The following is a 24,391-nucleotide window of genomic DNA, read 5'->3' as shown; positions in this document are numbered from 1 at the left end:
AAGTGATGTTTCACCGTAAACGTACGATACGTACAACGATTACATTAATTGTTTTAGCACTAATCGCTTTTGGCGTATTGTTGCTAAGTATGAATACAGGGTTTAGCAAAATGTCACCAATGGAAGTGTTACGTACTTTATTTGGAGGCGGAACGCCGAAGCAACATTTGATTTTATTTGAATTTCGGTTACCCCGTATTGTGATTGCTTTGTTAGTCGGCATTGGGCTAGCGATAGCAGGAGCGATTCTGCAAGGGGTATCTCGTAATGGATTAGCTGATCCCGGTATTCTAGGTATTAACTCGGGAGCAGGCTTAGCAGTGGTGTTATTTGTCATTACGAATCCACAACGAGAATCGACTTCACCGATGTTATTGCCTTTTCTAGCTTTGATTGGTGCTTTTGGAGCCGCTATTATTATTTATCTTATGGCGTACAAACGTCATAAAGGCATATCCTCTTCACGTCTTGTGCTATCCGGTATAGCACTTGCCGCAGGGGTCAATGCCTTAATGATTGTTATGACGATTCGACTTGATCCGAATGAATTTAACTTTATCGCTACATGGCAAGCAGGAAGTATATGGGGCAGTAGCTGGAAATTCGTGATCGCTTTGTTACCGTGGTTAATCGTACTGATTCCTATTGCTTTGTGGAAAGCCAGACAACTGGATGTCTTCTCATTAGGCGATGAGACAGCCACAGGCTTAGGTTCTCAGCTTAATATGCAGCGACTCGTCCTATTAGTGGTTGCTGTGGCGATTAGTGCAGCCTGTGTGGCTGTAAGTGGCGGGATAGGATTTATCGGTCTACTTGGGCCACATATTGCTCGTCGTCTGGTCGGCCCTCGTTATGAGCATGTTATTCCTGTATCGGCTCTTATCGGTGCAGTCTTATTACTTACCGCCGATATGATTGGCCGATCGATTTTGCAAAATGCTGAAATTCCAGCAGGGGTTATGGTGGCGATTATTGGAGCACCTTACTTCTTATATTTATTAGCTCGTTCCAAAGCATAATGATCTATACGTTATAACTTTAGATAATGATATGAAATATAAAGTTGTGTTGTTACTTGCTGATCCTAATCAATTCAATAAAAGATTGAAAATATAGAGTGGAGTCAGGTGTCTAGCACATCGGGTTCACTGAAAAGGGTGGATAAACCATGGTTCGTTTGATGACGTCTAAGCTTGATATTGCATATGAAGATCGGTTGATTGTCGAAGACTTGAGTGTACAGATTCCTCAAGGACAGATTACAGCATTAGTCGGAGCCAATGGTTCAGGTAAATCAACGATACTCAAAACGATGGCACGCATTATGCAACCCAAATCGGGAGCTGTATTATTGGACGGCAAATCGATCCACAAACAATCTACCCGTGAAATAGCGAAGCAGTTAGCGATTTTGCCTCAGAACCCGACAGCGCCTGAAGGATTAACGGTAACGGAATTGGTATCCTATGGACGTTTCCCTTATCAAAAAGGATTCGGTTCGATGAAAGCAGAAGATAAAGCGATGGTCGAATGGGCGATTGAAGCAACAGGGATGGTTGATTTCTACGATCGTCCGATCGATCAGTTATCCGGTGGTCAGCGTCAACGTGCTTGGATTGCGATGGCACTAGCGCAGGATACCGAGATCTTATTTTTGGATGAACCGACTACATTTCTAGATATGGCGCATCAATTGGAAGTTCTTCAATTGTTGGAAAAATTAAATGCGGATTCTCAACGTACTATTGTGATGGTGGTGCATGATCTTAATCATGCTTCTCGTTATGCACATCATATGATTGCGATTAAGAACGGTAAAGCGGTAGCTGAAGGAACACCCGTTGAAGTCGTTTCTTGTGATGTACTGCGTAACGTATTCGGAATCGAAGCTGATATTGTGACTGATCCTCGTAGCGGGGTGCCTTTGTGTCTTCCTTATGCACTGGAAGGTCATGTGGCTGAAGCGGTACAGCAAGAACAACAAGTGAGTGAAGTTCGCCATCAACATGCTATGCGTATGGCACATAACTAATATCAATAATAGTAGGTATACCCAATCGGTAGTTTTCTTTTTTGACAAGAGAGAACTACCGATTTTTTGATGCAAATTAAAAAAGCAAAATCATCTATATCTGATTTTGCTTTTGGAATAGAAGGTTATACAAAAGGACTTTACAGACAAAATTGATAATCTGTTTAAGGCCACAACTGCTGATGTGTCCATTGACCCTCATGAAGAATATATTGATACCTTGTGTGTTTGCGATCAGGGTCGGCTTGCCAGAACTCGATTTCTTGAGCATGTACAGCGAATAGTCGCCAATTAGGAGTTACAATATCAGGATCATGATGAATCTTTTCTTCCTGCATCCCAATAGATTGTTCTAATTGTTCTTGATTCTCCAGCGGTTGGCTTTGGCGTTCGGTCATAGCCACAGCGCGAGCAATGGTCGATCGTCTTCTCAAATCAATGGCTCCTGCTTCTAGACCTTGATCTTCAGCGATCCCTCTAATCCGAATCTGTCTACCTAACTCAGGCCAATAGAACGTAAGAGCTACCTTTGGATTATGTTGTATATGTTGACCTTTTTGACTTTCCAATCCGGTTGCAAAATAAAAAGAATCGTCTTTGGCTTCTTTGATAATCAGTACTCGTGCATCTGGAAAACCATCAGAATCTACAGTGGAAATAGTCATTGCATGAGGTTCTTTAACTTTCATTTCGATAGCTAATTTCATCCAATCTAAGAAGAGTTCAGTCGGATTCTCCGGTAATGATTGAGTATCCCAGGTAGGGAAAGGGCCAGATAAAGCTTTCAAACCACGCAAGATATTGCTTGATTGTGTACTCATTTTACCAACCACCTTTATATAATTTGTTCTCACTATAACATAACCAATGTATAGTCAATAAACACGTTGATCAAAGATGTTATACAAGAAACATATGTTTATATAACTTTGTGAAAATATGAACAAATTGCGAACTTCTCTCAAACCCCTTGCAATGTGATAAAAATCACAATATAATAGCAATACAAGGTGAATTAATTCACAAATAAAATAAATCAAAAAAGACTATATTAAAAAATAGAAGAGCCAACAAGAAGATGGACACTATAGAGAAACCACACACTTCTCTTGCACCTACATCTTAATTCACCTGAATTTTACTTGTCGGACATTCAGCATAGACCATACAACTTTGGATAAGAACCATTTACATGATAAAAAATAAAGAATTATCAGGAGGAAGAAACCATGAAAGTAGCTGTTATAGGATGTACTCACGCAGGAACTGCCGCTGTTGTTAATACCGCTAAATTGTACCCGGATGCTGAAATCACTGTATATGAACGTAACGATAATATTTCATTCTTATCTTGCGGGATCGCGTTATATGTAGGTGGAGTAGTGAATGATCCAGACGGATTGTTTTACTCTTCTCCAGATCAATTAGCTGATCTAGGTGTAACGACTAAAATGTTGCATGAAGTGACAGCGATCGATACGGATAACAAAACATTACAAGCTCGTGATCTGACTACAGGTATTGAACTTACAGATACGTATGACAAATTGATTATGACAACGGGTTCTTGGCCGATCGTTCCTAAATTTGAAGGTATTGAACTGGATAACATTTTACTTTGCAAAAACTACAATCACTCCAATACGATTATTGAAAAAGCGCAACATGCTAATAATATCGTTGTTGTAGGCGCAGGTTATATCGGTGTTGAACTGGTAGAAGCATTCCAAATGAATGGTAAACAAGTGACATTGATCGATGCTGAAGATCGCATTTTGAACAAATATCTAGATCCTGAATTTACATCTCGTACTGAAGAATCACTGCAAGAACACGGCATCGAATTAGCGTTATCAGAGAAAGTGGTAAAATTCACAGGTGAAGGTGGCAAAGTAACGACCGTAGTTACTGACAAAGCGACCCACAAAGCAGATATGGTCATCTTGTGTATCGGTTTCCGTCCCAATACTGAATTGCTTAAAGGACAAGTCGATATGTTAGTTAACGGTGCTATCCTTGTAGATAAATATATGCAAACCAGTAAAAAAGATGTGTTCGCTGCTGGAGATAGCTGTGCTATTTTCTACAACCCAACAGGTAAACATGCTTATATTCCTTTAGCTACCAATGCAGTTCGTATGGGTACACTGGTCGCTCGTAACCTTGTGCAACCTACGAATGAATATATGGGTACACAAGGAACATCCGGTATCAAAATCTATGAAGATAATATTGCAGGAACAGGTATGACCGAAACAGCTGCTCGTGAAGCAGGATTAAATGTAGAAACAAGCACCATGCATGATCATTACCGTCCAGAATTTATGCCGACACATGAGACGGTAACCTTGAAAGTCGTGTACGAAAAAGAAACACGTCGCATCTTAGGCGCCCAATTGATGTCTAAAGTCGATTTAACTCAATCGATCAATACCATCTCAGTCTGTATCCAAAATCAAATGACAGTGGATCAATTAGCCTTTATCGACTTCTTTTTCCAACCACATTACAACAAACCTTGGAACTACTTGAATACGGTAGGTTTGCAAGCATTAGCACCTATCCAGACCCAACAAGAAGTTCACGCTTAATCAGGTTTGAAATAAGTCATTTTATATCATCGTAAGCTCCCATTGGATATTGATCAAAGTTCTACCCCTAACAAAGCCTGTACAGTTCCCCCACTGTACAGGCTTTTGTGCTTAATTTCACAAATTCTTTTCCAAAGTGATATTTGTTACTTTTTTCACAAAGTAATTGTATTAAAATTGAAATATGAAAAGGTAATTTAATTATACGGAAATAGATGCTTATAAGGGGGATGCAACACAATGGCTTATTACAAACCACAACAGATTGCAATGAATACGATTGAGACGGGAATCATCAAAGCCAAGTCGACATGGATACAGATGCTTGTACTCGGGTTTTTAGGTGGAGCTTTTATTGCGCTAGGATTTTTATTAGATATTCGAGTGATTGCGAATACACCGGAAGCCTGGGGAAGCTTTGCTAACTTTATCGGAGCGGCATTGTTCCCTGTGGGACTGATTCTTGTACTGGTTGCAGGTGGAGAACTGTTAACTGGTAATATGATGGCTGTTCCGTTAGCGCGGATGGCGAAGCGGATCAGTACGCTTGAAGTAGCACGCAATCTACTTGCGATTACGGTAGCGAATCTATTAGGCGCTTTATTCGTCGCTTACTTCTTCGGTCATGTGGTGGGATTAACAGAAACCGGTCCTTATTTGACCAAAACAGTAGAAATGGCAGGGCATAAGTTAGAAGGAAGCTTTGCCCAGATGTTTTTATCCGGGATTGGATGTAACTGGTTGGTAGCTCTAGCGGTCTGGTTATCGTATAGTGCTGACAGTATTAGTGGTAAAATACTCGGAATCTGGTTCCCGACCATGGCATTTGTTGCTATCGGATTTCAGCACGTTGTCGCTAATATGTTTTTGATTCCAGCAGCGATCTTTGCAGGGTATTATTCATGGGATATGTATCTGATGAACTTTATTCCGGTATGGCTCGGTAATCTCACAGGTGGAGCTGTATTTGTAGCAGGGATTTATTTCACAGCCTATATCAAAAAAGATCATCAACTGACACCAGCCAATTCTGGGCATACTCAGCATCATGAACCTACAGTCTCAACGATGCCAGCGGTATCGGCTACAGCAACATTACCGTTGCAACATAGCGATCAAGCTCATTAATCGCAAGCAGGTGTAGAAAAAAAGATCTTCATGTTGATGAAGGTCTTTTTTTGCGTTATAGAGGAAGCTAATGATCTTCTTGTAACATCATACAGTCAAAATAGTATACTTATTAAATAATCATGACGATATCTTAATTATCTCTGAAAGAGTAGGTGATATTTTTGCATATTCAAGAACTATCTGTAGACGATCATATACCACAGATCAAACCATTTATGGATCAATTTAATAGTAATCAAGAGTTGGCTCTTCCGCCGTATGATCGTGCGCATTTTTCGCTAGCCGCTTATGAAGGTGAGCAATATATTGGTGGAGTCGTTGGCTCGATGGTCTGGGGATTGTTATATATTCAATTACTTGCTGTCGATCATGTATACAGAGGCAAAGGGATTGGAGCAGACTTGTTACAAGCGATCGAAGATCAAGCTAGGCAGCAGGGAGCCAAAGTGAGTGAATTAACGACAATGAGCTGGCAAGCGCCTCACTTTTATATGAAGTACGGGTATACTATTTTTGGCGAAATTCATGATATTCCGATCGAAGGACAGACCAAGTATTATATGAAAAAAAATCTACTCTCTTCGACACAAAGTTAAGTTTGTCTTTATTGGATATAGATGAAGCTTAAGAGGTCATCTATAAACGTATAGAAAAACGGATATACGCTAGGTTTGATGCTGGATATCACCTGATGATTTGCAAATATAGTAAGCTATTTTTGGCGGTATGCTTTATGATAAAGTAGAGACCATATGCATCATGAACTACCCATTATAAAGGTACGGAAAATAGAGGTGTTGGACTATGTCTGATAAAGATTTAAACGAATGGACTGAAAACGAAAAAAATTTACAAGCAGAGATCGAACGATTACAGCTTCTGGCAGACGAGCGTCTGGAAGCTAAAGTGAAAGCAGAAAAAGCAGACGAGAATAAGTCTTCCTTTATTGCTATGCTTAGTCATGAGATTCGAACACCTATGAATGGTATTATCACAATGGCGGATTTATTACAGCAGACTTCACTTGATGAAGAGCAGACACGATATAACGAGATTATTCAATCCAGTAGTGAAGCTTTAATGACACTTGTCGATAATTTGCTAGATATCAGTAAAATGGAAGCCGGTAAAATGTCTTTAGAACAATATCCGTTTGATCTGATCAATACGATTGAAGATTTGGCGTATGTGTTATCACCTACAGCTTTTGAGAAAAAAGTACAGGTGATACTCGATGTGGAGACTGATATTCCTTTATTTGTGATCGGCGATGCGTTAAAGGTTCGACAGATTTTTATGAATATTTTGCAGAATGCGATTAAATTCACACACTCTGGCGAAATTTTAATTTCTTTATTCTTATTGTCTACCGTCAAAGAAGAAGATATCCATGTCAAAATCGTCCTTAGAGATACAGGCATCGGGATGTCGGAAAAGCAACTCGGGGTTATTTTTGACAGTTATGCTCAAGGTCATAGCAATCAGAAGCATCATTATGGAGGAACAGGACTCGGACTCGCAATCACCAAAAGTCTTGTAGAACTAATGGGCGGACAAGTCTATGTAAAGAGTGAACTGGGTGTAGGGACTGAATTTAGCGTCGAGATTCGATTTGATAAATATACAGACTTACCGTCCATTCCTTTTGAAAAAGATATCTTAGCTAATATCAATATTATGGTGCTAGACAGCAATCTGACGAGCTTAGAGTTAATGACGAATACACTTCAAGGATGGGGAGCACGGGTCGCTACGTCTTTGAATATGGATGATTCATTTATTGATAATATTTCAAGACATTCGTATGATATCTGCTTAATTGATCATCAGACGATTGATTTTAAAAAGTGGGATTTGGAATTGGATTATTTGAAAAAGCAGCGTATGTTGCTAATGGTTCCTTTGGGGAATAAGATTGATGAAGATTTCAAAGGCAGATTCGAGACGGTGATCACCAAACCAATTCGCAAACTTCATTTGCTTAACAGTATTCTGGCATTACAAAAAATCAAAAAACATTAATGATGACATATCTACATCGCATGAGTAAACATAAGCGATCATTATACATAAAAGGCACTTTGGAGGATAACCCCCAAAGTGCCTTTTACGTTATAACATTGATTAAAGATAAGATCTAGCGTGTAGAAAAACTAGATTACATTGATTTAGTTAGTGTGATTTCACCAGTAGATTTATTCCATTTAACATCCCAACCCAATAATTCAGTGATAGAGCGTAAAGGAACCATTGTTCTACCGTTGCTATCTACCATAGATACAGCTTCGATTTTTTGAGTTTTACCGTTCACATCAACAGTGTTTTTACCAACCCAGAATTTCATTGTATCTTTACCAGCCATAACAGTTACTTGACCCGCAGCTTTGTTCCAAGCTACTTTAGCGCCAATACCTTCTGCAAGGTAACGCAATGGAATATAAGTTGTTCCATTTTTCACCATAGGCATAGTGTCCATCATTGTCATTTTGTCGCCAACTTTAAGTTGTTTGCTGTTTAATTTCATCCATACTTTCATCATAGAAGCATCAGCAGGTTTTGCTGGCATTGGAGCCGCAGCAGCCATTTTGAACTTAGCAGGGTATTGTTTTACAATTGCGCCACCCAAAGCTTCGCCGATACCGAACATTGTTTTGAATCCTTCACGATCTGCTTTGTATGCAGCTTCGTATTTTTTAGCAGCATAGTTGTCGATAACCATTTGTACTTGATCTTCATGAGCAACTAATGCTTTTTTAGCAGCAGCAGCTGGCAAGTTGTTTGCTGTTGCAGCACCTAAGAATGTAGAGAATTCAGTTGTGAAATCAGTAATACGATCTTTTACAGCTTGTAGAGACGTTTTGTCTCCTTTTTTCAATGCTGTTACATAATCGCTTTGTGCTTTGATATGGTTGGTAACCCAGATTTTTTCGAACTGGTTACCACCTTCAGCACCATAGATGGAAGTGATTGCTTTTTTGAATGCTGCTGTGTTTCCAGCTTCTGCTTTGATCAATGCTGCAGAATCTTTGCTATCGCCATCATATTGTTTTTGCATTTGCAATACAGATAATGCAAAGTGTTCTGCTGCTAATTGGTTTAGTGCAGAGCGTAGATCAGCTGCTGGAGTATCTACAGAACCATTGTTGAATTTAGCAGGGTTTTGAGCAACGATTGCTCCTGATAGCGCTTTACTTACAGTGAACATAGTAGCGAAACCTTCACGATATTCAGCATAAGCACCTGTGTAATCGCCAGCTACATATTTTTCAAATACGTCTTGTACTTGATCTTCATGTAGACGAAGAGCTTGAGCTGCTGCTTTTTGTGGCAATTTACCTTCTGTAGCTGTTGCAAGGAATTTAGAGAATTCATCTACGAAGCTTTGTACTTGAGCTTCTGCTTTTTTGATTGCTGCTTTATTATCCATCTTAGTTGCTTTAACCAAGTTGTCTGTGTATTTGTTGTGAGCACGGAAGATTCTTTCAAATTCAGCCGCGCCTGCTTTACCGTAGATCGCTTCGATAGCAGGTTGCATATCTAGTGCATTTTGATCGAGTGCATCATAAGCTTGTTTAGCATCAGGTGCACCTTCGTATGCTTTAGTCATAGCTACAACAGCTAATGCGAAATGCTCGGAAAGTAAGTAATCTAATCCTGAACGAAGGTCAGCCGCTTTGGTGCTTACTGTAGGAGTCGCTGTTGCTGGTGTTGCCGCGAATGCTCCTGCTGCTGGAAGAAGTAAAGAAAGGCTTAATGCAGGTACGATTAGTTTTTGAATTTTCATAAGTAAGCTCCCTTTGTGTTTACATTTTTTGGTGAAGCATTGTTGCTGTCCATACACAGATGAACGAAAGATATTTGTTTTTGGATCACTTTATTTATTTTTTAATTTTAAAAATGAGGCTGCAATGAAGTAATAGAAGGATGAATAATGCGGTATTGTTACTGTTTTCGTAATTGATGTCACTGATCTGTCCTTGCCCGATCACCAGCCCCACTGTATAGAAATAAATGACTTACCTTTTTTCACTTGCATACTCTCGAATAATGTATAAACACATTTCTCAGAAACTAAACTAAGTGGCTTATATAATTTTAAGGAACAACTGATTTGCGTGGAACCAAATAAAAAAAGTGCCCCTATCATAGGGCACTTTGATAATGTAATAGAATATATAAAGCCGAATAAACAAATGAAATCCGCCATAGTGCGGTTCGGGGGAACGAAACCGTAATATGGCGGATTCCGGGAGTGGTCCATGATATAGCAGAAGTGAGAACGAAGGGGACATCATTCTCGCCAATTGCCGTTACTTATTGTTAAACACGGGCACATGTATTGAAACAGGTGATTTACAAAATTTTTTTAATCTTTACAGCCCGGGAACATTCCTGTCGAAATGGCTATCCGATTCCAATTATTGATCGTGTTAATCGCTACAATAATATCCATATATTGTTTCTCACTAAAGTGTTTTAACACTTCATTGTATACCGTTTGAGGGACTCCTTGAGTTGTGATTTCAGTGACCACTTCAGTCAGATGAAGAACTGCTTTTTCAGCATCTGTATAATACGTACATTCTCGCCATACGCTGATTAGAGCGATTCGTTCTTCCGATTCCCCCATTTTGCGTAAATCGCGTGTATGCATATCGAGACAGAACGCACAGCCATTGATCTGAGAAGCACGAATTTTGATCAATTCATAAAGGATAGGGTCAAGATCCTGTTCTTTGATAAATTTCTCCATTTGCCCCATTAGTGAATAGACTTTCGGGTGTACTTTGTAATAATCCATACGTGTTTGCATGTGTATTCCTCCTAAGATATTGAATAATCGTAAGCTTCATATGAAGCTTATATAGACTAGACCAATGAGGAATACGATTTGTGACAAGCTTAACGAATTTTATCGGGATTGGAGATCATAAAGATCTGATCGACTTGTCCATGTATATCATATCTGAAAGAATAAATAGCTACAGTGACATGTTCGCGTTGGAGTTGTAGACCCATTTCTCCGTTGATCCATACAATCGACCATTCGCCGGTAAGGGAGCCTTTATTAGCAATGCCATTGAAAAATGAGACCACACGCCTCCGATCCCAAATAGGACGCAATGCCGATTTAACTTTACCCCCGCCATCTGTGTATAGACGGATATCGGATTTTAATAATTCTAATAGATTCGAGAAATTACCTGTTTGCGTAGCTTGCAAAAAAGCATGTGTAAAAGCTAATTTATGCTCGGAAGAGATAGAGTGAGAAGACTGTGCTTCTTGTAATTTGGGTAGCGCACGACTGAGTATTTTGCGACAAGCACTTTCGGATCGATCCAGCCAGACCGCAATATCTCGATAAGGAAAATCAAAAGATTGTCGTAACACAAAAATAGCTCTTTCTATCGGTGTCAATTGATCAAGCATGACCATCACAGCGTAACTAATGTCATCTTTTAACATCATTGAGGTATCGGCACTTTCTGTTAATAATGCTTCATAGTTCATGTTGGTCGATGAATAGGTATGCTCAATATTAGGTTCAGGCAACCAGACTCCAGGATAATCGATACGCTTAATCCGTGCGGATTCCAGTACATTTAGACTGCGATTGACGGTAGATTGAATCAGATAAGCACGAATATTGATCACCTGCTGCTGATTCCAGTCTGTCGTGCTAAGATGGATAAAAAGATCTTGTACAATATCTTCTGCTTCAGTACGCATACCGGTGATTCGATAAGCAACAGCTATGAGTAATGATCGATATTCTACATATAAAGGTTCAATATGGGTTTGGAATAAAGAAGTCATATAAGAATTTATCTCCTTATTAAATATCAGTAATACGATAGGAATTATCGATGCACAGCGTTACATGGTACACTTGCCCGATTTCGACTCTCTATATCATACTAGAAATATTGTGCTTATTCTGCTCGTGATCACCAAGAAAGGAACATTCATCTTATGAATTGGCTTCGATCGTATCCACGCGAAATACAAGTTTTTTTACTCGCTAGTCTAATCAGTGCAGCGGGTGGTTCATTAATGTGGCCACTGACCACACTATATGTATATCAAGAACTCGGTCGCACGATGACCGATGCAGGTTTTGTCGTTCTTTTGCAATCACTGGGCGGTATCGGTGGTCAATTACTTGGAGGTACATTATATCATCGTCTAGGTGTCAAAAAGTTAATTGTCGGTTCACTGGCATTAAATGCACTTTGTTTATTCGCTTTGCCTTTTGTAAGTCAAAATTGGCATCTGTATATGCTCACTATGGTATTTGTAGGACTATTTAATGCGATGTCTTTACCTGCTATTCAGGCATTTATCGGCTTCCGCTTTGCTGATCGCCGTGGACAATTATTTAATATTGTCTATGTCGCTAACAATATCGGAGTCGCTTTGGGAACAGCACTGTGCGGGGTGTTGGCAGATATTTCATACCATTTAACCTTTGTGCTTAACGGTGTGAGCTGTGCTTTATTTGCCGGTTTCTTTTTTGTCTATTTGACCAAAATCGGTGAAGGCGAACGTCCTCCTACTGAGCAAGAAGATGTACATAACCCGGGACGACCGCAAGTAAATACAGAAAAACGTCCAGTATGGTTGTTGGCACAAGTGAGAGTCTACTTATATATGGGGATCGGTTCTTTATTTCTATGGTTAGGCAATTCGATCTGGAATACAGGTGTATCTCCATTTATCGTAAGTTCAGGCATGTTGATCAGTTATTATAGTCTACTGTGGACGTTAAATGGTGTACTGATCTTTGCAGGACAGCCATTCGTTAATTTTATTCGCCGCGTTGCTGCACGTACCGCAGAAGCTCAAATGACAGCAAGTGCTCTGTTCTATTTGTTCGGGTATATCGTTATTCTTGGATTTCATAATTATCCTGCGATGATTGTAGCGATGATTCTGATTACATTTGGCGAAATGTTACTATCTCCTGCAATCCCTTCTTATGTTTCGGAAAAAACAGGATTGTACGCTCCATTTTATCTAGGCGTTGCTGGTGGAATCGGTGCAGTAGGGCGTGTTATCGGGCCTTATATTATGGGTGTCTTTTATGATGCTGGTGGACTTCATCCTGTAGCATGGGTAGCTGTGATTGCAGGAATACTTTCTTTAGCGTTCTTTATGATTCATCATTATACACAAAGAAAAGCAGTATCGCTAACGGGTCTTTAAGTCTAATACTTGAGTATAAAATGGATGATATACTATACTCAGAATACAAAGACCAATTATATAAGAGAAGGTGCGTATACATGGCGGTTCAGCCTGTTGATCAGCTAGTCACTCGATTATCGATTATGAATGATGCTCAATATTTAATAGAAATTGATCATTTGGTATGGAATGATAATAACACTCCATGTGTATTGAAATACGGATCACGTCAGCAATACTTGCAAGATCATCCTCCAGGCACTCAACTGGTAGCTATGCTCGGTGAGACCATCTGCGGATATGTTGGTTTTCAATATCCTACCTATGTACCGACTAATCAACATGTATACGATATTCATATTGCAATTCACCCTAATTATCAAGGTAAAGGTGTAGGACGTAAGCTAATCGAATCGATGGGGGACTTTGCACGTTCTCAACAAATTCGTAAATTAACGTTACGTGTTCTATCTACAAATAAAGAAGCCTTTCAGTTCTACAATAAGCTAGGCTTTGTAGAAAACGGAAGGCTTCCTGAAGAATTCTATATTAACGGGCAATATGTGGACGATATCTTGATGACTTACTGGCTGTAGGAGGTCTGACCATATACACTCTTTGTAATGAGATCGGTCAATTCTTCTTTTTGTGCCCGGTATGTATCCGGTGACAATAATCCTTGCTGGAATCGTTCATTTAACATCTCTGTCATCTGCGCTACCTGTAAGTCGATCACGGCTTGCGGGTTTTTGTTATGTCGACGTGCCGTTTGGGCAAGTGATCTACCTTCATATAAATCTTCATAGACATCCTCATCCGACGAAGCGCCAAGTGTACTTAGGAACGGGTCCTGTTGCTCACTCGTCAACGAAGAACCAGACGCACTCGATGGCGTTTGAGCATTTGCTTCTTCCCCTAGCAACATACTGCTGATCGCAAGTCCTAGAAGCAACGTACTGATCATCGCTTTACGTGAACGGTGGTTTTTTTTCGTGCTTTTCATCATGGATACCTCATTTCATACTATTGTTTACCATTAGAACTTGAGCCTTTACCATGTATGGCTCTGTAACAATCATAAACAGGTTGCCTTAAAAGAAACTTAAAAGAATGTAAAGGTAAGCTAAAACCTATTTTTAACGTTTCAATCATAGGCTTCATTCTTTACATAATAAATAACAATATTTTCTATCTATAATACTCTCTTGTTCAATTTACAGTGAATGTATCCGATAGTTTCAAGTAAGAGGGTATATAGAAAAGGGGGTTTATTTGTGAATCGCATGTTAAAGTACCAGATCCTTTTTAAACTTCAATTACAGGAGAAACTACAGAACATGCTAGCGCCAGATGCACAGATTTCAGAACAAGAATTATATCGGATGGCTCATTCGATCAAAGGAACAGCAGGAACAATCGATTTGCCTGAATGGTATTCGGAGTCTTTGCGTTTATTAATGACATTTAAAGAAAACGGTCAACGTATATTTGATCATGATCAGTTAGTGCCTATTTTGGGAACATTACAGGAATTAATCGAACAATCTGATCTTCATCCAGTAGTTACAGAGTCACAGCAGACCCATCCAGCAACACATTCAATTCCTCCCAGTATGAATGCGCCTAGAGTAGGCAAAGTATTAGTTATTGATGATGATATCGGGCTGTTAACATTATTAAAAGATGAATTAACTCGTCAAAATTTCATGGTCTTAGCGACAACACAACCGGAAAAAGGATTGAGCTGGTTTTATGATATGCGTCCTGATTGTGTGGTATTGGATTTGATTTTACCGGGCATGAACGGATTTGAATTATTAGCGCAGATTCAAGATTTATGTGAGCGTCATTTTATTCCTGTGATGATCGTCAGCGCTTCCAGTAACAAAGAAACACGTATGCAGAGCTATTCGATGGGAGCCGAAGATTTTATGGCCAAACCATTCGATCTTGATGAGTTTTTACTGCATATTCGCAAATTAACAAGCAAACGCCGCAAACTGACCGAGTTGTTGTTATTAGATAGTGTCACAGGTGCATATAGTATGCCTTTTCTAGAACGTGAATTAGAGCGATATCAAGCACAATCGAGAATGAAAGCAATCGATATCTCTTTCGTCGGTATTGATCTACAAGGATTGCGTCACTATAACGAAATGTACAACTTTGCGAAAGGCGATCAGTTGTTGCATCAAGTATCTGATGTGTTCAAAGCTGCATTGCGATTAGAAGATATTTGGGCACATGAGCGTGCTGGGCGATTTTATCTGCTTCAACCGGGAATGACAGCCGAACAAAGTACTTCTTTGATAGAAGGTATTTTACAGTCAAAAGAACTGAATGCTTTGATTCCATCGGATATGATGCGAATTCGCTTTGGAGTAGTTCCAGTGTCTTTCAATACCGATCGCTCTCAAGTGTTCGATCAAGTGAATCAGCAATTGTTGAACATGGAGTCGGCTGAAGTGGAAGCCCATCCGATTGTATCTGGAATCTCAGAAGATGAGAAAGCTGTAAGAAAACAGTCTTCGCCTACTCCATCTGCTGATGAACCGTTGCGGTTAGCGATTATTGATGATGATCCGTTAATCCGTAATATTTTGGAACGGCAAATGTTGGATCTGGAGCAAGAGTACTTACTGGATATTCGTGTCTATACCGATGGCAAAGAATTTCTAAGTGATCCGTGGCATGATGAATCTGCTCAATACCTGTTGATTTTAGATCGGATGATGCCACGTATTAACGGAATGGAAGTACTATCACGCTTGCGTAATGAAGCGAACTCTAATTATACCGTGTTGATGTTAACCGGAGTCGATGATGAACAAGGCATCACAGAAGCGATTCGTGCAGGAGCCGATGATTATATGACCAAGCCATTTAGTATGATGGAATTGGAAGCACGAGTACGACGTTTACTTAGCAAAGTAGGGACAGCTTTATGAGTATAGAAGAGATATTAATCATTATCTGGTGGGCAACGGTCGGAGTGATTACATTAATTGTGGTGTTGTTATTGTATCTGATGTTTCGCAAATATCAACGGAATCGTCGTCTACAAGCGATCGCTAAAGTAACCGAACAACTTGCCAAAGCAGACTCACCGTTGAACCAATACATTTCAACCGGAGAGCGCTCTCGCAAAATGCTGGCTAAAAGCAAAATAGAACAAAAAGCGATCGAAGAAATGTTGATTCATCGCTTATCTCTGAGTCGTGCCAAAAGTGAGCAAGAACGCATTATGGAATTAAGCGAATATTATTTTGCTGATATGTATGCTGCTGAGTTACGTAGTTCACGCTGGAGTCATCGCATCAATGCCTTACTGTATATCGAACAATTTCAAATGACCCGTCTCAAATCAGATCTATTAGTAGCTTTGAAGCGCAAAAATTGTACAGGAGACGAACGGTTTTTGATTTTACGTATTCTAGCTACTTTTCAAGCGTCTGAGATTATGGATGAATTGGAACCAGCAGCTATACAATATTCCGAAATTCAATTATTGCAGCTAGTGTTGTTAATTCGAGGAGAATTGCTGGATCGATTGCTTTTACAATTTGATAAATACAGCCCTAAGTTGCGTTATACCATTATAGATAGTCTGCGGATCAACAATATCCGCACGCAAGACGTACTGCAATTGTTAGAGCAACTGATCTATGTCAATGATAAAGAAATGCGGATTCGTGCGATGAAAGCATTAGCGAATTTTGGATATATGAGCCCTGAAGCCGCCGATCGGATGGAGCAAGAATTAGCGGAACAGCAATCGGTATCATGGCAAGAACGATTGATGAGAGTCAAAGTGATCAACAGTACGCGTGATGAACGCTTTTTACCTTATTTGGAACAAATGGTGAGCGATGATGCTTATGAAGTGCGTCTACAATCGGCACAAGCATTGCTACGGTATCGTCAAGGCGCAGCCATCCTAGAACAAATTGCAACAGATCATCCTGATCGATTTGCCAGAGAAATGGCACAAGAGATATTGGAAAGGAGAAATTATGAGCGGAATGTGGGCTGAGTTAGGAATGGTTGTGTACCATATTGTGGCTGTGATCACGATACTTTACGTCGCTTTTTCAACCGGAGCTTATTTATTAATGTATTTTGCTGCGGCTAAAGATTTGCGCAAAGATAAAGATGTGAGTGGACTTCAATATAGTAAAGCACTCGAAAATGAATTAGCTCCTTTATCCATTCTTGTTCCTGCTTACAATGAAGGTGGCAATATCGTATCCAGTGCCCGTTCACTGCTTAGTATTAATTATAAGCAATTTGAAGTCATCGTCATTAACGATGGTTCCAAAGACGATACCGCGCAACGGATGATCGATGAATTCGATATGTCGCCGATCTCCAATCGGGTTCCTTTTTCAGCATTAGGCAAGTCTACAGCACCTATCCGTCATATTTATCGTTCGCTACAGCATCCCAATCTAGTACTAGTCGATAAAGAAAATGGCGGGAAAGCTGATGCGCTAAATGCAGGGATTAATGTATCACGTTATCCTTATTTTGCGTCCCTAGATGGCGATACCGTACTGGATACAGATGCTTTTATCAAAGTAATGAAGCCAATTATGGAAGCGAAGCCTGATGAAGAAATTGTAGCGACAGGTGGTAGTGTAGGTATTGCCAACGGTAGTATTGTCGATACAGGTTATCTTAGTAGCGATAATGTAATGTTATCTCGTAATCCATATGTGATCATGCAAGTGATTGAGTACTTACGTGGATTCTTAATGGGACGGATTGGTCTAAGTAGCTTCAATATGTTGATTCTTGTATCTGGTGCATTTGGAGTATTCAAAAAAAGCTGGGTGATTGAAGTAGGCGGATATGAGACAGAAACGATTGGCGAAGATATGGAGCTCATTGTGCGTCTACACCGTCTGCTACGGAAGAAAAAAAGCAAAGGTCGAATCATCTATATTCCTGAACCGGTATGTTGGACAGAAGCCCCAGAAAGTCGCAAAATTTTACGTCGTCAACGGATTCGCTGGCAACGTGGATTATTTGAAAGTCTTTGGCGTAACAAAGATATGCTGTTCAATCCCCGTTATGGACGGATAGGGTTCGCCGCTATGCCTCTATTTATGTTTGTAGAGCTATTAGGGCCGGTTGTGGAATTAATCGGCTTAATTATGATTGTACTGGGTCTTGTGCTCAAAGCAGGCGCAGGCTGGGAGATCAGCGCTTCGCTTACACTCATGATGATTCTGTATGGCTCATTATTATCAACTGGAGCTGTGTTATTCGAAGAGTGGCGATTCCATCATTACAATCGAATGTCTGACGTATTCCGTCTAGTTCTACATGCGTTATCGGAATCATTCTGGTATCGTCCGATGTTAACCGTCTGGAGAGTGATTGGACTAGTACAAGCAATTCGTGGTAAAAAAGCCCAGTGGGGTGAGATGACACGGGTGAATGTGATCGGTGGTAGCTCAGATACGATAAAGATACGACCGGAAAGTCCATTGATACAACCGAAAAAATAAACCATCAAGCTAAACACATAAAAAAGCTACTTCACCAGCAGACAATGATGGTTGAGTAGCTTTTTTTATAATCAAGAAGCTTATCGCTTCAGTTTCCATTCTTGTTGTAACATGCCATATACTGCATGATCTACATAACCGATCGGCAACAATTCAGCCTCACGAATAATGCCTTCCAAAATAAATCCTAGACGCTGAGGAACAGCACGACTGCGATGATTACCTGTCGCACAGCGAATCTCGATTCGGTGCAGATTCAGCTCGATCAATGCATAGTCGATTAATACACGAAGTGCAGAAGTGACTAATCCTTTGCCTTCATAATTCGAACCAAGCCAGTAGCCGATACCTACAGAACGGTGATTCCAATTGATCTCATGAAAACCGATAATGCCAGCCAATTGACCTTTATACCAGATGCCAGCATTGAATGCACCATTTTCCATCGCTTGGGTCATCGAAGACCGTACATATTCTTCGCTAGCAGCCACAGAATTGGTTGCGTCGACCCAAGCTAGCCATTGGCGTAAAGAAGATCGAGATTGATCGATTAGTTGATAAATTGGGCGAGCATGACTGGGTTCAAGCGGTCTTAATTCGATTTCTTCATCCAATTTATATGTAAACATCAATAGGTACCCTCTTTCTTAATCGAATATAAAATAAAATGGATCGGATGAGATATGCAGATTAGCAGGATGGATGATTTAACGACATGGACGAAGAGGTGGGTGCTGTTCCAAAGCATAGATATCTTCTTCAAGCCCAGCCATGCGTTCATTTAAGGTTGTGCGACAATCCGCTAAGGCTTGATTATAGATCAGAGGCCCTGCCGATTGTAAAAAGAAATCGAGCACAGAATCAGCAGCCAAATCGCCTATACTTTCACCACGTTCTACTTCAAAAAAATGCTGGATTTGAGCGATCATCTGCTCACGCTGTTCTTTCGGTAGACTCAATGCTTTCATGCGTCATTGCTCCTTTGTACACGTTTATACTACATGCTACCGTATTCATCCTCTAGCGTCAAAGCCATTTAGCATCAAAAATGCAGTCACTAGAACAGGACAATGGTCTCTGTCTTCATGTGCATATCCTTGTCTAACTTGCCAGAACAGTTATAATGGAAGTATTGGATTATTCCTGTAAAACAAACTGAACGATGAAAGGTTGATTGACGTGGAGCATACAAATACCCCGCCTAATTTTATAAAAACTGTAATTGCGGAAGACCTACAGTCCGGTAAAGTCAAAAAGGTCGTTACCCGTTTTCCACCGGAGCCGAACGGTTATCTCCATATTGGTCATGCCAAAGCAATCTGGATTAACTTTGAACTTGCGAAAGAATTCGGTGGTAGTACGAACTTGCGCTTTGATGATACGAATCCTGCAAAAGAAGATGTAGAATACGTAAAATCGATTGAAGAAGATGTGAAATGGCTAGGCTATGAATGGACAGGTAAATATTTTGCTTCGGATTATTTTGATACGATGTATGAAAAAGCAGAATTGTTAATACAAAAAGGACTTGCTTATGTCGATGATCAATCGGCTGATCAAATTCGTGAAATGCGCGGAACACTAACCGAGCCGGGTAAGAACAGCCCTTATCGTGAACGTACGATTGAAGAAAACCTAGATTTATTCCGCCGTATGCGTGCAGGCGAATTCGGTAATGGTGAACGTGTACTACGTGCGAAGATTGATATGTCTTCACCAAATATCAACTTGCGTGATCCCGTCATCTACCGTATTGCTCATCTAGAGCATCACAATACAGGTGACAAATGGTGCATTTATCCAATGTATACTTTTGCACATCCATTAGAAGATGCGATTGAACATGTGACTCATTCTCTTTGTTCGATTGAATTTGAAGATCAACGTCCATTTTATGATTGGGTGATTCGTGAGTGTGAAGTTGAAGCGGAACCTCATCAATATGAATTTGGTCGCTTGAATCTAGCGCAGACGCTAACCAGTAAACGTAAGCTGAAGCAACTGGTGGACGAGAAGATTGTCGATGGTTGGGATGATCCACGTATGCCGACGATCTCAGGATTACGTCGTCGTGGATATACGCCAGAAGGTATTCGTGCATTTGTCTATGAGACCGGTATTTCCAAAAGTCAGGGCGTTGTCGATCTACAAACACTAGATCACTTTGTACGTGAAGACTTGAAATTGCGTGTTCCTCGTACGATGGGTATTTTGCGTCCACTTAAAGTGGTCATTACCAACTACCCTGAAGGACAGATTGAAATGCTAGATGCTGAAAATAACACTGAAAATGAAGAAATGGGTATTCGCCAAATTCCATTTTCACGTGAAATTTATATCGAGCAAGATGACTTTATGGAGAATCCGCCGAATAAATATTTCCGCTTATTCCCGGGCAATGAAGTTCGCTTGAAGCATGCTTACTTTATCAAATGTAACGATGTGATCAAAGATGAAGAAGGTAATGTAACAGAGATTCATTGTACGTATGATGTGGAAACGAAAAGCGGTAGTGGATTTACCGGACGTAAAGTCAAAGGTACTATTCATTGGGTCGAAGCGAGCCAAGCCGTTCCTGCTGAATTCCGTCTATATGAGCCGTTGATTACAGCGGAAGAAGCAGACGAAGAATTAACTGATGAAAATGAAGAGACTGCTGAAAAAACGTTTTTGGATTACTTAAATCCAAAATCACTTGAAGTGGTTCACGGATTTGTAGAACCTGGTTTGAAAGATTCCAAAGGGTATGATCGTTACCAATTTTTCCGTCATGGTTATTTCAGTGCTGATCCGAAATACACGATGCCAGGCGATCCGGTCTTTAACCTTGTTGTCTCGATGAAGAGTTCGTTCAAATTGCCAAAAGCATAAGATCATAGAATTCTTTCACAGTTAAAGTAGGAACAAATCACATCACAAAAACCGCCCTTTCTCAACAAGTGAAAGGGCGGTTTTTGATGTTATCTATGATGAAATTACAGATGAGTAGATAGGGTGAGATACATTAATACTGTTCATCCTCTTCTTCCATTCGGTACTGCGTTCGCTTCACATTCAGCCACATCGATGCAAAACCGATCGCTCCAACAAACGAAAGAGCAACACCGGCTAGATACATCTGCTCCGAACCGAAGTTCTGGAATAACCATCCACCGAGAAAGCCAGCAATCACACCGGATACACCGCTCCATGTCATCGTATAAATCGCTTGACCGGAACTGCGGAATGCTTTGGGAACAAACATCATGGTGAGCTGTGTACCGACATAGAAATAGCCACCGAATGTTACTGCATGTAGCAATTGAATCGCAATAATTTCCCACGGGCTAGTCGCTTCTGCCATCAAAAACCAGCGTAATGTAAACAACAGACTGACAATCGCTAACCAACCGATCATAAATGAAATATTACGCTTGAGATAACGATCAAATAGCAAAAATAAAGCCGCTTCAAAAATAGAAGAAGCAAATACAGCCCAACCGACCATCGACTTGGTTCCCCCAAGTTCAACGATATAGAGCGAGACAAAGGTACTGTTCATCGCATTCGGAATCGCTACCAAAATACCAAATACAATAAAACCTACAAAATACAGATTGCCTAGCAACTTCTTCATCGCATACCGATTCATTGTCGGTGATCCACCCGGTAACTTGGTTTGTGGAGGCAATAACAAAATGATACCGATTGCAATAAGAAGCAACACCGTAAACACCGTACCGATTTGAGAAACCCCTAATCGATCGATGACAGGACCTGCCACAACAGCTGTTAATGCCCAACCCAGTGAACCATACAAACGAAACCCGCCGAACTTTTTGGGTGTACCATCAATATAACTCAAAATCAACGTATTGCTTTGCGATAACATAGGGGTCTGGAAAAAGAAAAAGACTGCCATAACAATATAAATAATCGTATAATTCTGCACATGAAAAACAAGCTGAACCATGAGCAACGTGCCTAGCATCATAATCAGCAGAACAAATCGTACATTTTGTAGACGATCACTATAAAATCCCCAAAATGGATTAGCAATTAATGAAATCAACGGACCGATTGCCATCAAAGCACCGATCTCACTCTGGCTCATTCCGATATCTTGCAGGTATAATTGAAAAAAGCTCGTAAAAATAACCAGTGTGCCATATATGAAAAACGTAAACCATCGTAGTGGTCTAAAAGTAGTGTTGTTTATATTCGGATGCAAAGCCAGCCAATCCTTTCATCAGACATTTCATTCACTGTAGCATGTGTTGAAAAGGGATACAAACCAATTTTGTTTATTTCTGGAGTAGAAAGGATAATCTATTATGCCATACTCTTTAAAATATACAGGTATTATTTTAGCAGGTGGTCAATCAAGCCGTATGCGTCAAAATAAAGCATTATTGCCTATAGATGATCATACCATTATCGAACGTGTAGCCAAAGCATTAAAACCAACTGTATCTTCGCTATGGATTGCAGGCAATTACAATGCTGATTATTCATTTCTAAAGCTCTCCGAAGTGCCCGATATTTTTCCCGGACAAGGGCCTTTATCAGGTCTGCATACAGCTTTATCACAGATTTCTAGTGAATGGTATGCAGTCAGTGCCTGTGATCTACCTTTTGCCAGTACAGTACTGATGCAATATCTAATAGAGCAGACTAGGATAGAAGGGATACAAGCTGTGATTCCTATGCAACATGGACGTATTCATCCACTGTATGCGGTCTATCATTATAGTGTACTGCCATCGCTTCAGACCGCTTTAGTACACAACCAATTGCGTGTAAGAGATTGGTTAGATCAGCAACAGGTAAAGTATGTAGAAATCGAGTCATTGTACGATCCAAATATAAAGGAACTATCTTCTTTTCAAAGTATATCGGAGTATAGCTTATATAATATGAATGATCCCCAGTCCTATGAGCATGTTTTGCATCTTTTGGAGCAATATCCTTCTTTGGTATAGCCAGTCTGTGGCATAAGTCCTTTTGAAAGCGTGACAAACATGACTATTTTATGAACGTATGCTTAATTCGCCCCTAATCGCTACAAAATAGAGTACAATAAAAGTATAAAAACAAGTCTCTTCTTCAGTACTTACTACCGCTGTTGACTAACGATTTAACCTATATATTGCTTCAAACCTTCAATGTCGGAATTCAATCATTTAAATATGTGAATATTATCACAAGGAGTGATTTAAGATGACTATGTATACAGAACCGGAAACCCATCAAGCTCGCCAAGAATGGTTATACAGTCGTGTAATGACTTACCGTTTACTCAGCGAAATGTTAGAACGCAAACCTACATTGTCCAAGTTGATCGAATGGAAAAAAGAAGCGTCCAAAATCAATCGTCTATTTACCAATGACTATGCACTGCTTCATACGTTAGAAAATACGATGTTGAATGATATTATGCAATATGCTCGTCAGGAATGTGCAGAATACAGTCAATTGTTCGAGCAAGATCAACATGTTAGCTATCCACCACAAGCTTCTTATTATTTAACGAATGAGCAAGGACGTACGGCGTATGAAGCTGTTGTGAATGCTGTCTATGCACGGGCAGGTATTGCTTTCAAAAAAATGGATCATGAAACAGATGATCATATCGGAATTGAATTGGAATTTATGGCGTTATTGGCAGAACGTTCGGCAGAGACTGATATGCATTCCTCTAGCCGCAAAATGATCGCTCAAATGCAGATCGAATTTTTAGAACATTATTTGATTCCATGGGTACCTTCATTCTGCGCTGAACTTGGCAAAACCACTTGCAGTCCGTTGTACCGTGAATGGGCACAGATGTTACCGACTTATCTTCAACATGATGTACAAGAATTACAACAGATCGTGAATCGCTTAACCTAACTCAAATTCCCTATTTTATAGATCACATGATCTGAAATAGGGAATTTTTGCTTTGATTTTGAAAA

General features: G+C 40.0%; 22 protein-coding genes. 14 read left to right on the top strand and 8 right to left on the bottom strand.

The annotated features are described in order from the left end of the window. The first annotated feature begins 5 nt into the window (after positions 1-5). Positions 6-1,019: a FecCD family ABC transporter permease gene (locus PO903_RS03210; RefSeq protein ID WP_069327788.1), complete on the top strand. Its 1,014-nt coding sequence runs from the start codon at positions 6-8 to the stop codon at positions 1,017-1,019. Positions 1,020-1,168: 149 nt separating this feature from the next. After that, on the top strand, positions 1,169-2,032 hold the full coding sequence (locus PO903_RS03205; RefSeq protein WP_069327752.1) for an ABC transporter ATP-binding protein: 864 nt from the start codon (positions 1,169-1,171) through the stop codon (positions 2,030-2,032). Between the two features lie 164 nt (positions 2,033-2,196). Here the strand turns inward: PO903_RS03205 and PO903_RS03200 are convergent, their stop codons facing one another. Then, positions 2,197-2,853, bottom strand: coding sequence for a pyridoxine/pyridoxamine 5'-phosphate oxidase (locus tag PO903_RS03200; RefSeq protein WP_273592572.1), 657 nt, complete (start codon positions 2,851-2,853; stop codon positions 2,197-2,199). A gap of 408 nt (positions 2,854-3,261) precedes the next feature. Here PO903_RS03200 and PO903_RS03195 point away from each other — a divergent pair, with 408 nt between their 5' ends. From PO903_RS03195 to PO903_RS03180, 4 genes are all read left to right on the top strand, one after another. After that, positions 3,262-4,623: an FAD-dependent oxidoreductase gene (locus PO903_RS03195; RefSeq protein WP_273592571.1), complete on the top strand. Its 1,362-nt coding sequence runs from the start codon at positions 3,262-3,264 to the stop codon at positions 4,621-4,623. A 240-nt stretch (positions 4,624-4,863) separates the two neighbouring features. Further along, positions 4,864-5,751, top strand: a complete 888-nt coding sequence (locus PO903_RS03190; protein WP_137223018.1) for a formate/nitrite transporter family protein — start codon at positions 4,864-4,866, stop codon at positions 5,749-5,751. 164 nt (positions 5,752-5,915) lie between these two features. Next, positions 5,916-6,350 (top strand): GNAT family N-acetyltransferase, encoded by a 435-nt coding sequence (locus PO903_RS03185; RefSeq protein WP_273592570.1) that lies wholly within the window; start codon positions 5,916-5,918, stop codon positions 6,348-6,350. A gap of 208 nt (positions 6,351-6,558) precedes the next feature. Then, positions 6,559-7,776 (top strand): sensor histidine kinase, encoded by a 1,218-nt coding sequence (locus tag PO903_RS03180; RefSeq protein ID WP_273592569.1) that lies wholly within the window; start codon positions 6,559-6,561, stop codon positions 7,774-7,776. 136 nt (positions 7,777-7,912) lie between these two features. On the opposite strand, the gene PO903_RS03175 is transcribed toward PO903_RS03180, so the two are convergent. The 3 genes from PO903_RS03175 to PO903_RS03165 form a co-directional block, all read right to left on the bottom strand. After that, complete coding sequence (locus PO903_RS03175; RefSeq protein WP_069327757.1) at positions 7,913-9,538, bottom strand: copper amine oxidase N-terminal domain-containing protein; 1,626 nt, start codon at positions 9,536-9,538, stop codon at positions 7,913-7,915. A gap of 582 nt (positions 9,539-10,120) precedes the next feature. Then, complete coding sequence (locus tag PO903_RS03170; protein WP_273592568.1) at positions 10,121-10,567, bottom strand: carboxymuconolactone decarboxylase family protein; 447 nt, start codon at positions 10,565-10,567, stop codon at positions 10,121-10,123. Positions 10,568-10,656: 89 nt separating this feature from the next. After that, positions 10,657-11,571 carry a sigma-70 family RNA polymerase sigma factor gene (locus PO903_RS03165; protein ID WP_069327758.1) on the bottom strand — a complete coding sequence of 305 codons (915 nt, stop codon included), beginning with the start codon at positions 11,569-11,571 and terminating at the stop codon, positions 10,657-10,659. A 156-nt stretch (positions 11,572-11,727) separates the two neighbouring features. On the opposite strand from PO903_RS03165, the gene PO903_RS03160 reads away from it, so the two are divergent. Further along, complete coding sequence (locus PO903_RS03160; protein ID WP_273592567.1) at positions 11,728-12,960, top strand: MFS transporter; 1,233 nt, start codon at positions 11,728-11,730, stop codon at positions 12,958-12,960. 80 nt (positions 12,961-13,040) lie between these two features. Then, a complete protein-coding gene (locus tag PO903_RS03155; RefSeq protein ID WP_069327760.1) occupies positions 13,041-13,538 on the top strand; it encodes a GNAT family N-acetyltransferase in 498 nt (165 codons plus the stop codon). Here PO903_RS03155 and PO903_RS03150 read toward each other — a convergent pair. Further along, positions 13,526-13,945 carry a hypothetical protein gene (locus tag PO903_RS03150; RefSeq protein ID WP_069327761.1) on the bottom strand — a complete coding sequence of 140 codons (420 nt, stop codon included), beginning with the start codon at positions 13,943-13,945 and terminating at the stop codon, positions 13,526-13,528. The genes PO903_RS03155 and PO903_RS03150 overlap by 13 nt on opposite strands. A 280-nt stretch (positions 13,946-14,225) precedes the next feature. On the opposite strand from PO903_RS03150, the gene PO903_RS03145 reads away from it, so the two are divergent. Genes PO903_RS03145 through PO903_RS03135 form a run of 3 tightly spaced genes read left to right on the top strand, consistent with a single transcriptional unit; the run spans position 14,226 to position 18,455 of the window. Beyond that, positions 14,226-15,890, top strand: coding sequence for a response regulator (locus PO903_RS03145; RefSeq protein ID WP_273594615.1), 1,665 nt, complete (start codon positions 14,226-14,228; stop codon positions 15,888-15,890). After that, entirely contained in the window at positions 15,887-16,975 is a 1,089-nt protein-coding gene (locus PO903_RS03140) for a HEAT repeat domain-containing protein (RefSeq protein WP_273592566.1), read from the top strand. Before PO903_RS03145 ends, PO903_RS03140 begins: the two co-directional genes overlap by 4 nt. Next, a complete protein-coding gene (locus PO903_RS03135; RefSeq protein WP_273592565.1) occupies positions 16,956-18,455 on the top strand; it encodes a glycosyltransferase family 2 protein in 1,500 nt (499 codons plus the stop codon). The genes PO903_RS03140 and PO903_RS03135 overlap by 20 nt, the downstream gene beginning before the upstream one ends. An 80-nt stretch (positions 18,456-18,535) precedes the next feature. On the opposite strand, the gene PO903_RS03130 is transcribed toward PO903_RS03135, so the two are convergent. Both PO903_RS03130 and PO903_RS03125 read right to left on the bottom strand, forming a co-directional pair. Further along, positions 18,536-19,084, bottom strand: a complete 549-nt coding sequence (locus tag PO903_RS03130; protein WP_069327765.1) for a GNAT family N-acetyltransferase — start codon at positions 19,082-19,084, stop codon at positions 18,536-18,538. A gap of 78 nt (positions 19,085-19,162) precedes the next feature. Further along, a complete protein-coding gene (locus PO903_RS03125; RefSeq protein ID WP_273592564.1) occupies positions 19,163-19,423 on the bottom strand; it encodes a DUF2164 domain-containing protein in 261 nt (86 codons plus the stop codon). A 211-nt stretch (positions 19,424-19,634) separates the two neighbouring features. Between PO903_RS03125 and PO903_RS03120 the strand changes: the two genes are divergently transcribed. Further along, complete coding sequence (locus PO903_RS03120; protein ID WP_069327767.1) at positions 19,635-21,326, top strand: glutamine--tRNA ligase/YqeY domain fusion protein; 1,692 nt, start codon at positions 19,635-19,637, stop codon at positions 21,324-21,326. A 133-nt stretch (positions 21,327-21,459) separates the two neighbouring features. On the opposite strand, the gene PO903_RS03115 is transcribed toward PO903_RS03120, so the two are convergent. Beyond that, a complete protein-coding gene (locus tag PO903_RS03115) occupies positions 21,460-22,665 on the bottom strand; it encodes an MFS transporter (protein WP_069327768.1) in 1,206 nt (401 codons plus the stop codon). A 103-nt stretch (positions 22,666-22,768) separates the two neighbouring features. On the opposite strand from PO903_RS03115, the gene mobA reads away from it, so the two are divergent. Both mobA and PO903_RS03105 read left to right on the top strand, forming a co-directional pair. After that, entirely contained in the window at positions 22,769-23,416 is a 648-nt protein-coding gene (gene mobA / locus PO903_RS03110; protein WP_273592563.1) for a molybdenum cofactor guanylyltransferase, read from the top strand. Positions 23,417-23,654: 238 nt separating this feature from the next. Next, a complete protein-coding gene (locus PO903_RS03105) occupies positions 23,655-24,326 on the top strand; it encodes a TorD/DmsD family molecular chaperone (RefSeq protein ID WP_273592562.1) in 672 nt (223 codons plus the stop codon). Positions 24,327-24,391: the final 65 nt, after the last annotated feature.

Origin of the sequence: Paenibacillus sp. PK4536 (assembly GCF_028594455.2) — a bacterium.
Taxonomy (GTDB): domain Bacteria; phylum Bacillota; class Bacilli; order Paenibacillales; family Paenibacillaceae; genus Saccharibacillus; species Saccharibacillus nuruki.
This window is presented reverse-complemented; position numbering and strand designations above follow the sequence as displayed.